A 14,396-nucleotide genomic window follows, 5' to 3' on the forward strand; every position below is an offset into this window, starting at 1 on the left:
ACTGGAAGGGGTCTCAGGGAATTGCTGGTTGATAACATGCTCGCCTCGCTTCGCGTACTAAAAATATGGCCGTTTCATATGTCATGGTATGGCCCTATAAGTTGTTCAGCTTGGGCGGCGGGTTCCACAGCAGACATAGAAAGACTTATATGTTTACTGATAGGCGGATATACCCCTTGGGGCGGGCGGTTTTTAAAGAGAATTGATGAGCCCGAAGTTTAAGTCGCCAGGTATTCGGGCTGAGTGCGCTATTGTCAGGTAGGCAGACAGGTATATAGCAAGTTGGCAGCCGTCTTTTTCTTTTACATCTGCAGATAAATCCTGTGCGGCGTTATAGTTGCCGCAGCGGCGTCGAAAGCCCGACGCCGCTGATTTCATAGGCTCAAGATGAGAGGTGCCTTAGCTCACCATAAATGCCGGCGGTATGTCGCCTTTGACATAAAACACCTCTAACTCCTGCCCGTTCAATTTTTCAACGGCTTGCAGAAGGGTTGCCTTAGTGATTTTTTTATCCCTGACCAGTCTTTCACCGTCTTTGAGAACGATATCGACCACCGTCCGAAATGCGTCCGGGTTTTGGGTGGTGTCGACCGTAAAGACGGGCACCTTCTTCGTGGGGGTTGAGTATTGGGTGGCAAAACTATTGGCTTTGGCCTTGCTCGCGCTGAATGACATGACTTCACCGCCACTGCCTGATGTTCTCGCCGTATGTTGGATAATCGCAGCCAGATAGTCGTCGCCGGACGAGTCCGTTCCCGCTGCACGCCTGAGACCGGTCGCGAGAGTATCCCCGGTAGCTGTATGCCCCCGGAATATTTGGGTTGGGACGGCGAAGTCAAATTGCTTCAGTTCCTCAAGGGTTCGGACACTTGCCTTGGCCCCGGGCGTGGCAAGATGTTCACTGAGTAAACGAACCATGAACTTTTCAGCACTTCTTTCGCTGTCTGGTCGGATGGCCAGTCGTGCGTCATAGAGCTTTTTAACATCCGTACTCAGCACACTGTTTGTTCGCTGCCACGCGTCAGTATGGTCGAAGACCTTGAACTCCAACTTCGCGGGGTCAGTGCTATGAGTCACGTAGCCTGGCTTCAGTTTCGTGTCGCGAGTCAGTTTCTCCAGGGCCTTTTCCATGTCCTGCGCATTGGAAAATTTCGCAAGCCCATGATTAGGGTCATAGAAGTAGAAACTCTTTCCTGTGTCATCAACCCTTACCCCGGCGGCCATGGCGTGACCAGGAGAGTCGATCATTATTGACTTGGATACGCTGGCGTCGGCCAGCTCATTCACGATGCCTTGAATCGTGTCCTGACGCACTGTCTGCTGAGCATGGAAAGCACTTCGTGCGCCGACTTGGGTTTGGATCTTGCTCAGTTTGGCAGTAAATTCCCTGGAGGCCGGATCGGCCGGGTAGGCCGCTGCACTGAGCATGTTTTTGATCAATAACCGTTCTTTGCCTTCTGCCATGGCGTCCGCCATGACGCGTGACAGCGCGGCACATTGGCCATCGGACAATTGCCCGGTCTTGGAAAGGTAGATGACTTGAGGCATAGGTATTACGCTGCCGAGCCCGGGTTCTATGGCGTCGATAAAACGAGCTGAGCCACCTCGACCGAGTTGGTAAGAGAGATCGTCGAAGCGCTTGAGCAGCATCCCGACCTCCTTGGCAGTAAGGTTTTTATTGCCAGCCAGGGTGATGATATCTGCGGGCTTCATGGAATTGGAAAACCCCGCGATAGTTTGCGGGTTTCCTGATTGGTATCCGCTTTCAAACTGAGCTTTTTGCGGTCCAGTGCGATGGTCGTTAACGGTCTTTTTCCAGCTTTTGACAACGGCCTCATCGAGTGTCTTTCGGGGGCTGTCCGCAGTCGCCCATTTCCCCAATTCTGCCATCTGGGCCTGCAGCGACGGCAAGAAATCCTCCAGCGGTGCGCCATAAGGTTTCAGTGACAAAGGATCAAGTGCGTACCACTTGTTATCTTTGAACGCTGCCGCGCCCTGCACAATTTCGCCTTGATGCTTGAAGGTACCCATCGACACGCTGTCCAGGCCGTTAGGCGCCGTGAGCAAACCGCGGCCAGACAACTGCAGAGAATGAACACCGTCATAGAGTGACGATGCTGCGGATTTCGCACCTTTGGTCAACAAGCGCGTCAGGTCCGCTACGTCAGCGAAAAGATTGGCGTCTTTCAGCACGGCGCCGCCGAATTTTTTAACGCCTGTCAGCAGCCCTAAGGCGGTTTTTTTACTGGTTCTGTTAACAATGCCACCGCCTTTGGCGCCAGGATTATAAAGCGATATCAGATCCAGCATGGCATCGCCGATGGCTTCGTCCCATTTACCCTCAATCGCGTTTTCGATAGCGGACTTGAACGGAATAATGACATTCAGAATGCCGTTGTTGAGTTGATGGTTTTCCCGGTATCGCTTCTCAAAGTTTGTTTCACCTGAAGCATCTGTCTCGAAACTGTCCTTGTCGCTGAAAAAATGCTCGCTGACGGTCGTGGCAATCGCATCGGTCTTAGTGGTGAAAAATGTCTTGAGGGGGGCCGTTGTCGAGTTCGGTTCGTCGGCGCCGGGGGTACCTGATGCGGGCTGGATCTTGACCCGATCAATGATGACGGGGACTTTTGGCGGTGGCAGCCCTCCGTGCCCGATCCCATACTTATCCAGATCGAACGGCAGCCGTGTAAACCCTTCGATATATTTATCGCCGTCTACCCCACGGGCGATATGGGTTGCACCGATTGGCAGTTCTTCAGGCAGGTCGGTTTTTTTGCGAATGGTCTGATCGCTTATAGAAAACTCATAGTAGGTGGTTTCCTCGCCACGCACCGTTTTAAACAATAGGCAACTGCGCCCAATATTTTTGTATTGTTTTTGACTGATGTCATCGTCGCTATCCTCACGCAGGGGGAGGCGGACGGAGTAAGCCGTTACGCCGCCGAATTCAAAGTTTTTTCGGTCTTCTAAAGGGAGTCGTGAAATTTGACTCTTTATCCGTGAAGTAAAGGCTTCTTTTACCCCGTCGAAATAAGGCGTGAACGTTTCCTTAAATACTTCTTTGATATCAGGAAGCTCATCGAATTTAGGCTCGACTTTTTTTAGAAGCTCCTTGTCAGAATCAGACCTGAGCGTATCGGTCTTGAGCCGACCCGACATATATAGATCAATAATCGAGTACGCTATGCCACCTCTGTTTTGGCGGCCCAGCTTGATGAATTCTTTCTCCAGAGGGACGTCATCGCCCAGTACTTTTTTGAGTTCGGCTTCCGCCAAGGCTTTTCGGGTCGGCAGCGGTGAGGAGAACACCGCGAGGCGTGTACTGAGCTCTGTTATCTGCTCGTTGAATTTGCCCTGCGTGTGTTCAATCGCTGCCGGGTCGTAGTTGTCATCGTCATTCTTGATCAGAAAACCATTGACGATACCCCAGTCAACCATGGCGTTGCGTCGCGCAAGGGCGGCTTGCACCGCTTGGCGCTCGCTCACCGGAGAGGTGTTGCCGAACTCGATCACTTGGTCAAATGTCATGGTCGCCGCAGTACCGGGCGCCTGTTGCTCAATGCGCGAAACGGCAGCACTGAACACAGCCCACTCGTTGGAACCGTACACCAGGTTCTCGGGCAACTGTTTGACCAGAAACTGCGGCGCGACCCGCGAGAGCAGCAAGTACCCCCTTAGGTCAGGGACATCGGCGTTTTGACGTTCCAGATGGTCATTGACCGCTGCGATGATCGCCGAAGCGGGTTTGCCCCAATTGTCCGGCTGGTTCAGGTCATAGCCTGCGATACGGTTGCGTTGTGTTTCGGGCGTGATGCCCAGTTCCAGTGCCAGCGCTGTCATCAACCATTCATTGACACTGGTTGGGGTTGAAATGCCCTGCAGTTCGGCTTCCAGTTTCTGACCCAGTGCCTGCGCCTGGGGGTTTGCGATCAACTGATCAAGTACCTTGCGAGGGGTTACGGGTGAATCCGTGTTGGTGACAGCGTGTGTGATCAAGGACTGAATGCTGGTATTGGCTGATTCGTTGACGATAGCGCGCACGCGGTCTTGCTGGGATTGAGCCAAGGGTATGGTCCGACCCAGCAGCCCCCCGAAATCACCCAGCCCAGGCGGTGCGGGCAATGGCATGGCAATTTTCTGGGTCAATCGCAAGGTCTCTTGCCAACTGGTGGGTAACGGCAAGCCCAGCGCCTGGATGAACCGTTCAGCGCTTATGCTTTGCCCTTCGACAAGGTTGTTCTTGCGCGCAATGTAAGAGTCTGGTGGCAGGGTTATCTGCAGCGATCTAAGCCGCCGTTCAGTGCCATAGTATTGATGTTTCTGCAATTCACCTGTTTTAGTCAGACCGTCGATAAGTGCTTGTTGGCCCATGGCATCAGCCGCCGTCATCGAATGTTTTTGCGGCGGTGGTGGCAGCTGGTTCTGGACACTGTGTTGGGCGAGCAGCGATCCTTGCCCGATGCTCCGAATAGATCGTTGATTACGTACGGGATCGATGCCCCGCTCGGAAGAAGATTCAGCAAGAGGCGCTTGGGGCGAAGGGGAAGTTGGTGTTTGCGGGGCGTTCTGAAGATGCGGGCGGGGAAGAGTAACGCTATCAGGTGAAATCATGGGTGGCATTCTCTGAGAGGCAAATGAACATACCCCGGGTGTTGTAACTGCGCCCGCGGTATAACACTTGGTATTGGCATCAGCCTCTAGCGTTCCAACTCTACCTTTTGCCGGAAGTTTCTATGTGCGCTGTCGACGCCGATACAAACGGCGCCACTGCGTATTAGTGCCTAATTCATCGCCATCAACGTTAATAGCTCGTCAGCGGACCCGGTCGGTCCCCAGCGCTTCGTTTAACCTGCGCCTCATTCCCTTATCTGCAGGTGAATCATCTCCCGCACCTTCGCCGTCAACAAATCAAAGGTAAACGGCTTGGTGATCAACTGCATGCCCGGGTCCAGGAAACCGCCCCGTACCGCCGCATGCTCGGCATAGCCGGTAATAAACAAAACCTTCAAGTCCGGGCGAATTTGCCGGCCGATTTCGGCCAGCTGGCGGCCATTCATGCCTGGCAGCCCCACATCGCTGATCATCAGGTCGATGCGCTGGCTGGACTCGATGATCGGCAGCGCATTGTCGGCATCGCCGGCTTCGACGAAGGCGTAGCCCAACTCGCTCAGCACCTGGCTCACCAGCACGCGCACGGCGGGGTCGTCCTCGACGATCAGCACGCACTCGCCGGCATTCGCGAACGGCAGTAGGGCGGAGTCCAGCGGCGTATCAGCCGTCACTTCACCGACAAAACGCGGGAGAAACAGGCTCACGGTGGTGCCTTTGCCCACCTCACTGTGGATGGTCACATGGCCATGAGATTGGCGTGCAAAACCGTAGATCATCGACAGGCCCAGGCCGGTGCCCTGGCCGATGGGTTTGGTCGTGAAGAACGGGTCGAATACCCGCCCCATGAGGCTTTCCGGAATCCCGCAGCCGGTGTCGCTGACGCTCAGTTCCACATAGTCGCCGGGGTTCAAGGTGCCATACGCGGCGGTGAACACGCTGTCGAGGTGGCGGTTGCTGGTTTCGACGATCAGGCGACCGCCGTCGGGCATGGCGTCGCGGGCATTCAAGACCAGGTTGAGCAGGGCGCTTTCCAGCTGATTGGGGTCGGCTTCGGCGGTCCACAGCCGGTCCTCCAGGCGCATGTCCAGGGCAATGCTCTCGTTGATGCTGCGTTGCAGCAGTTCGCCCATCGAAGTGACCAGCTCGTTGATCTGCACCGGCTTGGAATCCAGCGACTGGCGCCGTGAAAACGCCAGCAGGCGGTGAGTCAGGCCGGCAGCGCGGTTGGCCGAGGTCACGCCCAGGTCAATCAGGCTGTCGAGGTCGTCCAACTTGCCGCGCGAGACACGCCGCCGCAACAGCTCCAGGCTGCCGATAATGCCGGTGAGCATATTGTTGAAGTCGTGGGCGATACCGCCCGTCAACTGCCCGACCGCTTCCATTTTCTGCGATTGGCGCAACGCTTCTTCGTTGCTGCGCAACTGCGCCGTGCGCTCCTCGACTTGCTGTTCGAGGGTTTCCAGGGTGCGCTGCAGGCGCAGTTCGCTCTCGCTGAGGTCAATCAAACGGTCCCGCGCGTCGTATTGCCGGCGGCGACCGCGCAGGGCCGCGCTCACCAGGCTGATCAGGGTGATGGGGTGGAAAGGCCGCTCAAGGAACGTGACATTGCCGAGCAGGCCACTCAGGTGCGAGGAACCATTCTGTTCGCTGCCGCCGTGGTGGGTCATCAGCACGATGGGCAGGTCCGACCAGGCTGGCTGCTGATGCAAATGCTCCAGCAACGGCTCCAGGTCCGCGCCCCGCAGCGCTTCGGCCGCAATGATCAGCAGGCCGGCACCTTGCTCCAGGGCCTCGCACAGCATCGGCAGGCTGCTGGCAACGATGCCGCTGTAGCCGGCCTCGTTGAGCATCATCAGCGCCAAAGTACCGTCGCGGCCCATAGGCGCCAGGACGATGGCGCGCTCGGATACGGGTGAAATAGCCGTCACACGCCCTCATCCTTGAGCAGAGGCGAGCCTGCGCCCATGTAGGTTGGAATGCCACGCAACACGCCCTGGAAATTATCCAGCGGTTCGCCGACGGTCATGCCACGGCTGCTGATACGGTATTCGCGGATGGTCGACTCGTGGGAGCCGGTGCGTTTCTTGATGATCGAGATGGCACGGCGCACCTTGCCCAGCGCCTCGAAGTAACGCAGCAGAATCACGGTGTCTGCCAGGTAAGTGATGTCGACCGGTGCCTGCATGTCGCCGACCAGCCCGTGCTGCGCGACGGTCATGAAGGTGGCCGCACCCCGGCGGTTGAGGTACAGCAGCAACTCGTGCATATGCAGGATCAGCGCGTTCTCTTCCGGCATGGCCGCCTGGTAACCGTTGATGCTGTCGATGACCACGGTCTTGATCCCACGCTCGTCGACACAGCGGCGTACCCGGTGCGAGAACTCGCCGGGGGACAGCTCGGCGGCGTCCACTTGTTCGATCAACAGGTTGCCGGTGGCTTGCAGGGCGTCGAGGTCGATGCCCATGTTTTTCATGCGCTCGAACAGCAGGCCCAGTTCTTCATCGAAAATGAACAGTGCGGCTTTTTCGCCACGGGCCACGGCAGAGGCGGCAAAGATCATCGAGATCAGCGATTTGCCGGTACCGGCCGGGCCAAGGATCAGGCTGCTGGAGCCGGTCTCCACGCCGCCGCCCATCAAGGCGTCCAGTTCTTGGATGCCGCTACTCAAGGTCTGGCGCACGTAACCGCCGCGATGCTCGGCGGCCACCAGGCGCGGGAACACGTGAATGCCATCCTGCATGATGGTGAAGTCGTGAAAGCCGCCACGGTATTTCTGGCCGCGGTACTTCACTATGCGCACGCGACGGCGTTCGGCGCCGTAATTGGGGGTCAGTTCTTCCAGGCGGATGACGCCGTGCGCCACGCTGTGCACGGTTTTGTCGAGGGATTCGGTGGTCAGGTCATCCAGCAGCAGTACGGTGGCGTCATAGCGCACGAAGTAGTGCTTGATCGCCAGGATCTGGCGGCGATAGCGCAGCGAGCTTTGTGCGAGCAGGCGGATTTCCGAAAGGCTGTCGACCACCACGCGGGTCGGCTTGACCCGTTCCACCACCTCGAAGATCTGCCGGGTGGCTTCGCCCAGTTCCAGGTCGGAGGAGTACAACAGGCTCTGCTGGTGCTCGGCATCCAGCAGGCTCTCCGGCGGAGTCAGTTCGAAGATATGGATATTCTCGTCCAGGTCCCACCCGTGGGACTTGGCGCCTTGGCGCAATTCGCGCTCGGTTTCGGACAGCGTGATGTACAGCGTTCGCTCACCTTCTTTCGCGCCGGCCTGCAGAAAGTGCAGGGCGACCGTGGTTTTACCGGTGCCAGGTTCGCCTTCCAGGAGAAACAGATGGCTGCGCGATAGCCCGCCGGAAAGAATGTCATCAAGACCTTCGATGCCAGTGGCTGCTTTTTCGGATAACAACGCTTTGGATGTAGACAAGAAGTGCCCTCAGGTCACATACGAGTAGAGGATGCGCGCCCTGGTGGACGCGCCATGTTCTCTTGACCGTAGCGCTTTGCGGCGGTTCAACCTGTTCCAGGAAAATACGGCCGGTGATGTCTACAGACCCTGTTGCAGGGCCGGATCGTCGGGGTTTTGCTGTTCGAGCTGGGCCAGCAGCACCTGCACGTTCTGCAATTGGCCGCTTTCTTTCCAGTAGGTGACGAGCAGCACCCGCGCCTTGCGATTGGCCGGGTGGCGCTGGATGATTTCTTCCAACTGGCGCTGGGCCGCTTCCTGTTCCTGCTGGGCGTGCAGGGTGGTGGCCAGGTCGTAGCGGTAATCCTGATTGTCCGGCTCCAGCTCCACGGCCTTGGACAGGCCCAGCAGCGCATAGGGGCGCTCGCCGTGGTGCAGCAGCCACATGCCCAGCGCATGTTGCAGGTAAGCCGATTCAGGGTGCGCCGCCAGTTGCCGCGCGAGCAGTTGACGGGACTCGTCGGTCTTGCCTTGCTTATCCAGCAGCTCGATCTGCGCGACCACCGCCTGCAAGTTGTCCGGCTGCAGGCGCATGGCCTGTTCCAGCGCATTTTGTGCATCGGGCAGCAGGGCGCTGTGGATGTACAGGCGCGCCAGTTGAATCCAGCCCTCAGCCGTTTCCGGCTGGGCCTTGAGCTTCTTCACGAACTCATCCAGCACCTGCTGCAAGGGCCCGAAATACAAGCCCAAGGTGTCGGGCGAGAGACCGAGCAAGGCATTGGCGGCGGCAAAGCGCACGCCTTGTTCGGGGTCATCCAGGGCAGGGCCGAGCAACAGCGTGCGCTGGCCCGTGGGCACCAGGCCGACAATGCTATGGATAGCGGCTTCGCGTACCAGCGGCGAGTCGCTGGCGAGGTCTTTATCCGCCAGCTTCAAGGCCTGGGGGCTGGGGTAGTTGGGCAGTTCGGCATGCAATGCGGCGCGCCGCTCGGGCGACAGGTCCGGCCGGCCCAATTGCTGATAGAGCACGCGCGCCGCGCCCGGCTCGCCGTTATGCGCCTGTTTCAGCGCTTTCGCGTAACCATGGGCAATGGCGGGTGGCACGGCCACCGGTGTGGAACGGGAGAAATACCAGGTGATCAGTACAATCAACAACAGGGCGCACAGGCCGACGATGGAGTAACGGCGTGACTTTGACATGCAGGCGTCCGAAAGCTTGGGCAGCTAGAGCAAAGCCATCAGCTTCGGCCAGACCAGGGCAGGTGTCAAACCCGCGTCAGGTCAGCACGTATTCCACCGGCTCGAGCGGCGGCGGCAAGTCGGTTTCGCCGAGGGCCGCGAGAATCTCGCGCTCCAGGGTGCGCAGGATCGCGTTGCAGGGCAGGTCGTTTTCGTCGAAGCCGAAAGGGTCTTCGAGATCATCGCCGATCTCATCCAGGCCAAAGAAGGTGTAGCTGACAATGGCGGTGAACACCGGCGTGAGCCAGCCCAGGGGCTCGGCCATGGCGAACGGCAACAGAATGCAGAACAGGTAGATGGTGCGGTGCAGCAGCAAGGTGTAGGGGAAGGGCAGCGGCGTGGCCTTGATCCGCTCGCACGAGGCCTGCACCTGGCTGAGGCTGACCAGCCGGGTCTCCAGTTGGGTGTAGCGCCATTCGCTGAGCACGCCCTGTTCGGTCAACACGGAAAACCGCGCGCCGACCTGCTGCAGCAGCTTGTCGGGGAGGTTGGGGTGGCGGGTGTCGACGTCGCTCCACGGCTTGATTGCCAGCGCTTCATCTTCATGCCGCAGGCGGGCGACCAGGCCGTGCGCAAAACCACCCAGCGCGCGCAGCAGGCCGGCGCGCTCGGCCGGGTCACTGAGCGCCTGGGTCTCGCGGATCAGCGAGCGTACATCGATGATCATCTGCCCCAGTTGCTTGCGGCCTTCCCACCAGCGGTCATAGCAGGCGTTATTGCGAAAGCTCATGAAGATCGACAGCGACAGCCCCAGCAGCGTGAATGGCGTGGCGTTGACCTTGGAGAAATACGCCGGGTGCAGCGTTTCCACCAGCACGATCACCGAGGCCAGCAACGTGACCAGCAGGCTGCGCAGGGCAATGCGCTTGGCTATCGAGCCTTTGAGGGAGAACAGGATACCCAGGAGGTTGGGTTTGGGACGCACAATCATTGGCGGGACAGGGCTTCTTCGGGGACGCGGCTTCAGGGGGTGTAGCCCCTCAGATTAGAAGCAAGCGCGACAGGCGTCCAATCGCTTGGACTGACCGGCCGATAAGCAGGATTGATGACTGGCCAAACCAGTCAAGCAGGTTGAAAGCTTTGACCATTGCTGCGCCAGCGTGCGGGAGCGACTATTTCCACGATTCGGTCCTTCTGGTTCAAGGAAACAATAATGCAGATTGAAAACAAGATCTTCCTGGTCAGCGGCGGCGCGTCAGGCCTGGGCGCGGCCACCGCAGAAATGCTGATTGCCGCCGGTGCCAAGGTGATGCTGGTGGATTTGAACGCCGACGCGGTGACCGCCAAGGCCAAGCAGTTGGGCGAGAACGCGCGCAGCGCCGTGGCCGATATCAGCCAGGAAGCGGCGGCCGAAGCCGCCGTGCAAGCGACCGTTGCCGCCTTTGGCGGCCTGCATGGGCTGGTCAACTGCGCCGGTGTGGTGCGTGGCGAGAAAATCCTCGGCAAGAACGGCCCCCACGGGCTGGCCAGCTTTGCCCAGGTGATCAACGTCAACCTGATCGGCAGCTTCAACCTGCTGCGCCTGGCAGCAGCGGCCATCGCTGAAACCGAAGCGAATGCCGATGGCGAGCGCGGTGTGATCATCAACACCGCCTCGGTTGCCGCGTTTGATGGGCAGATCGGCCAGGCTGCCTATTCCGCCTCCAAAGGCGCGATCGCCAGCCTCACGTTGCCGGCCGCTCGCGAGCTGGCGCGCTTTGGTATCCGCGTGATGACCATCGCCCCGGGTATTTTCGAAACGCCGATGATGGCCGGCATGACCGCCGAAGTACGCGACTCGCTGGCCGCAGGCGTGCCATTCCCGCCGCGCCTGGGCAAGCCTGCAGAATACGCGGCGCTGGTCCGCCACATCATCGAAAACAGCATGCTCAATGGTGAGGTGATCCGTCTCGACGGCGCCTTGCGCATGGCCGCCAAGTAAGGAGAACTTCCATGACTGATCCCATCGTAATTGTCAGTGCCGTGCGCACCCCCATGGGCGGCTTCCAGGGCGACCTCAAGGGCCTGACCGCGCCGCAGCTGGGTTCTGCCGCGATCCGTGCCGCGGTCGAGCGTGCCGGCATCGCCACCGATGCTGTCGATGAAGTGCTGTTCGGCTGTGTGCTGCCCGCCGGCCTCGGCCAGGCCCCGGCGCGCCAGGCGGCCCTCGGCGCCGGGCTGGACAAGTCGACGCGCTGCACCACCCTCAACAAGATGTGCGGTTCGGGCATGGAGGCGGCGATCCTGGCACATGATTCGCTGCTGGCCGGCAGCGTCGACGTGGTGATTGCCGGCGGCATGGAAAGCATGTCCAACGCCCCTTATCTGCTCGACCGCGCCCGCAGCGGCTACCGCATGGGCCACGGCCGCGTGCTCGACCATATGTTCCTCGACGGCCTCGAAGACGCCTACGACAAGGGCCGCCTGATGGGCACCTTTGCCGAAGACTGCGCCGCGCACAACGGCTTTACCCGTGAAGCCCAGGACGCCTTCGCCATCGCCTCGTTGACACGTGCGCAAGAAGCGATCACCCATGGCAGCTTCGCCGCCGAGATCGTCCCGGTGCAGGTCACGGTCGGCAAGGAACAGAAGACCATCCAGCACGACGAACAACCGCCCAAGGCCAAGCTGGACAAGATCGCCAGCCTGAAACCGGCGTTCCGCGAAGGCGGTACCGTGACGGCGGCCAACTCCAGCTCGATTTCCGACGGTGCGGCGGCCTTGTTGCTGATGCGCCAGTCCGAGGCGCTCAAGCGCGGGCTCAAGCCGCTGGCGGTGATCCATGGTCACGCGGCCTTTGCCGATGAGCCCGGGTTGTTCCCGGTGGCGCCGGTGGGCGCAATCCGCAAGCTGATGAGCAAGACCGGCTGGAGCATCGACGAAGTTGACCTGTTCGAGATCAACGAGGCCTTCGCGGTGGTCACCCTGGTGACGATGAGCAAGCTGGAAATCCCGCACGCCAAGGTCAACGTTCACGGCGGCGCCTGTGCCCTGGGCCACCCGATCGGTGCCTCCGGCGCGCGAATCCTGGTGACCCTGCTCGCGGCCCTGCGCCAGAAAGGCCTCAAGCGTGGCGTGGCCGCGATCTGTATCGGCGGCGGTGAAGCCACGGCCATGGCCGTTGAATGCCTGTATTAAGGAAACCCTATGCTGCCCAATGACGAACAACTGCAGATCAGCGACGCGGCCCGGCAATTTGCCCAGGAGCGGCTGAAACCGTTCGCAGCCGACTGGGACCGCGAGCACCGCTTTCCCAAGGAAGCCATCGGCGAAATGGCCGAACTGGGCTTTTTCGGCATGCTCGTGCCGGAACAGTGGGGCGGCTGCGACACCGGTTACCTGGCCTACGCCATGGCCCTGGAAGAAATCGCCGCCGGCGACGGCGCCTGCTCGACCATCATGAGCGTGCACAACTCGGTGGGCTGTGTGCCCATCCTCACGTTCGGCAACGATCAGCAGAAAGAGCAATTCCTCAAGCCGCTCGCCAGTGGCGCCATGCTCGGCGCGTTTGCCTTGACCGAGCCCCAGGCCGGTTCGGATGCCAGCAGCCTGAATACCCGGGCGCGCCTGGACGGTGATCACTACGTGCTCAATGGCTGCAAGCAGTTCATCACCTCCGGGCAAAATGCCGGGGTGGTGATTGTGTTTGCGGTGACCGACCCGGCCGCCGGCAAGCGCGGCATCAGCGCGTTCATCGTGCCCACCGACTCGCCGGGCTACAGTGTGGCGCGGGTCGAAGACAAGCTCGGCCAGCACGCCTCGGACACCTGCCAGATCCTGTTCGAGGACGTGAAAGTGCCGGTGGCCAATCGCCTGGGCGCGGAGGGCGAAGGCTATCGAATCGCCCTGGCCAACCTCGAAGGCGGTCGCGTGGGTATCGCCTCGCAGTCGGTGGGCATGGCGCGCGCTGCCTTTGAAGCCGCCCGCGACTATGCCAGGGAACGCGAAAGCTTCGGCAAGCCACTCATCGAGCACCAGGCCGTGGCGTTTCGCCTGGCCGACATGGCCACGCAAATCGCCGTCGCCCGGCAGATGGTGCAGTACGCGGCGGCACTGCGTGACAGCGGCAAGCCGGCGCTGGTGGAAGCGTCCATGGCCAAGCTGTTCGCCTCGGAAATGGCTGAAAAAGTCTGTTCGGCCGCCTTGCAAACCCTGGGCGGTTACGGTTACCTGAGCGACTTCCCCCTCGAGCGGATCTACCGCGATGTGCGGGTCTGCCAGATCTACGAAGGCACCAGCGATATTCAACGCATGGTCATCTCACGCAATCTCTAAGGAGCCGATACATGAGTTACGAAACCATTTTGCTCGAAGTCCAGGGCCGCGTCGGGCTGATTACCCTCAATCGCCCGCAAGCCCTGAACGCCTTGAATGCGCAGTTGGTCAGCGAGCTGAACCAGGCGCTTGACGGCCTGGAAGCCGATCCACAGATCGGCTGCATCGTGCTGACCGGCTCGAAGAAAGCCTTTGCCGCCGGCGCCGACATCAAGGAAATGGCCGAGCTGACCTACCCGCAGATCTACCTGGACGACCTGTTCAGCGACAGCGACCGCGTGGCCAACCGCCGCAAGCCGATCATTGCCGCGGTCAACGGCTTCGCCCTCGGCGGGGGCTGTGAATTGGCGTTGATGTGCGACTTCATCCTCGCCGGTGACGGCGCCAAGTTCGGCCAGCCGGAAATCAACCTCGGCGTGTTGCCGGGCATGGGCGGCACCCAGCGCCTGACCCGCGCGGTGGGCAAGGCCAAGGCCATGGAAATGTGCCTGACCGGGCGCTTTATCGATGCAGTGGAAGCCGAGCGCTGCGGGATTGTCGCGCGCATTGTGCCGGCGGATGAATTGTTGGAAGAGGCCTTGAAGGTTGCCACATTGATCGCCGGCAAATCGGTTCCGATCAGCATGATGGTCAAGGAAAGCGTGAACCGCGCGTTTGAAGTGAGCCTGTCCGAAGGCGTGCGCTTTGAGCGCCGGGTGTTCCATGCCGCGTTCGCGACCCAGGATCAGAAGGAAGGCATGGCGGCGTTCGTGGCCAAGCGTGCGCCGGCGTTCAAGGACAAGTAAGCCCCCCATCACTGACACCGATGGTCCAAATGTGGGAGCGGGCTTGCTCGCGAATACGGCTAATCAGTCACTGCAGTTTTGACTGACCTGGCGTATTCGCG

9 protein-coding genes are annotated in these 14,396 nt (G+C 60.0%); 4 read left to right on the top strand and 5 right to left on the bottom strand.

Translation table 11 applies throughout. The features are described 5' to 3' along the window. Positions 1–399: 399 nt before the first annotated feature. From QMX97_RS10045 to QMX97_RS10065, 5 genes are all read right to left on the bottom strand, one after another. Positions 400–4,611 (bottom strand): YopT-type cysteine protease domain-containing protein, encoded by a 4,212-nt coding sequence (locus tag QMX97_RS10045; RefSeq protein WP_282396827.1) that lies wholly within the window; start codon positions 4,609–4,611, stop codon positions 400–402. Positions 4,612–4,856: 245 nt separating this feature from the next. After that, positions 4,857–6,539, bottom strand: a complete 1,683-nt coding sequence (locus tag QMX97_RS10050; RefSeq protein ID WP_065905365.1) for an ATP-binding protein — start codon at positions 6,537–6,539, stop codon at positions 4,857–4,859. Then, complete coding sequence (locus QMX97_RS10055; RefSeq protein ID WP_120448636.1) at positions 6,536–8,038, bottom strand: ATPase domain-containing protein; 1,503 nt, start codon at positions 8,036–8,038, stop codon at positions 6,536–6,538. Before QMX97_RS10055 ends, QMX97_RS10050 begins: the two co-directional genes overlap by 4 nt. A gap of 120 nt (positions 8,039–8,158) precedes the next feature. Next, positions 8,159–9,217: a tetratricopeptide repeat protein gene (locus QMX97_RS10060; protein ID WP_065905361.1), complete on the bottom strand. Its 1,059-nt coding sequence runs from the start codon at positions 9,215–9,217 to the stop codon at positions 8,159–8,161. Between the two features lie 76 nt (positions 9,218–9,293). Next, positions 9,294–10,187: a bestrophin family protein gene (locus QMX97_RS10065; protein ID WP_282396828.1), complete on the bottom strand. Its 894-nt coding sequence runs from the start codon at positions 10,185–10,187 to the stop codon at positions 9,294–9,296. A gap of 222 nt (positions 10,188–10,409) precedes the next feature. Here QMX97_RS10065 and QMX97_RS10070 point away from each other — a divergent pair, with 222 nt between their 5' ends. From QMX97_RS10070 to QMX97_RS10085, 4 genes are read left to right on the top strand one after another with little or no spacing between them, the layout of a single operon-like run. Then, positions 10,410–11,177: an SDR family NAD(P)-dependent oxidoreductase gene (locus QMX97_RS10070; protein WP_120448635.1), complete on the top strand. Its 768-nt coding sequence runs from the start codon at positions 10,410–10,412 to the stop codon at positions 11,175–11,177. A gap of 11 nt (positions 11,178–11,188) precedes the next feature. Further along, positions 11,189–12,373 carry an acetyl-CoA C-acyltransferase gene (locus tag QMX97_RS10075; RefSeq protein ID WP_213554090.1) on the top strand — a complete coding sequence of 395 codons (1,185 nt, stop codon included), beginning with the start codon at positions 11,189–11,191 and terminating at the stop codon, positions 12,371–12,373. Between the two features lie 9 nt (positions 12,374–12,382). Continuing rightward, entirely contained in the window at positions 12,383–13,510 is a 1,128-nt protein-coding gene (locus QMX97_RS10080; protein ID WP_282396829.1) for an acyl-CoA dehydrogenase, read from the top strand. An 11-nt stretch (positions 13,511–13,521) separates the two neighbouring features. After that, positions 13,522–14,295, top strand: coding sequence for an enoyl-CoA hydratase (locus QMX97_RS10085; RefSeq protein WP_213554092.1), 774 nt, complete (start codon positions 13,522–13,524; stop codon positions 14,293–14,295). Positions 14,296–14,396 lie beyond the last annotated feature (101 nt).

Source organism: Pseudomonas sp. PS01298, from assembly GCF_029959745.1.
GTDB lineage: Bacteria > Pseudomonadota > Gammaproteobacteria > Pseudomonadales > Pseudomonadaceae > Aquipseudomonas > Aquipseudomonas aylmerensis.

Coding starts and splice junctions, on each gene's coding strand:
- QMX97_RS10045 (WP_282396827.1), bottom strand. CDS start 4,611: ATGATTTCACCTGATAGCGTTACTCTTCCCCGCCCGCATCTTCAGAAC.
- QMX97_RS10060 (WP_065905361.1), bottom strand. CDS start 9,217: ATGTCAAAGTCACGCCGTTACTCCATCGTCGGCCTGTGCGCCCTGTTG.
- QMX97_RS10065 (WP_282396828.1), bottom strand. CDS start 10,187: ATGATTGTGCGTCCCAAACCCAACCTCCTGGGTATCCTGTTCTCCCTC.
- QMX97_RS10070 (WP_120448635.1), top strand. CDS start 10,410: ATGCAGATTGAAAACAAGATCTTCCTGGTCAGCGGCGGCGCGTCAGGC.
- QMX97_RS10075 (WP_213554090.1), top strand. CDS start 11,189: ATGACTGATCCCATCGTAATTGTCAGTGCCGTGCGCACCCCCATGGGC.
- QMX97_RS10080 (WP_282396829.1), top strand. CDS start 12,383: ATGCTGCCCAATGACGAACAACTGCAGATCAGCGACGCGGCCCGGCAA.
- QMX97_RS10085 (WP_213554092.1), top strand. CDS start 13,522: ATGAGTTACGAAACCATTTTGCTCGAAGTCCAGGGCCGCGTCGGGCTG.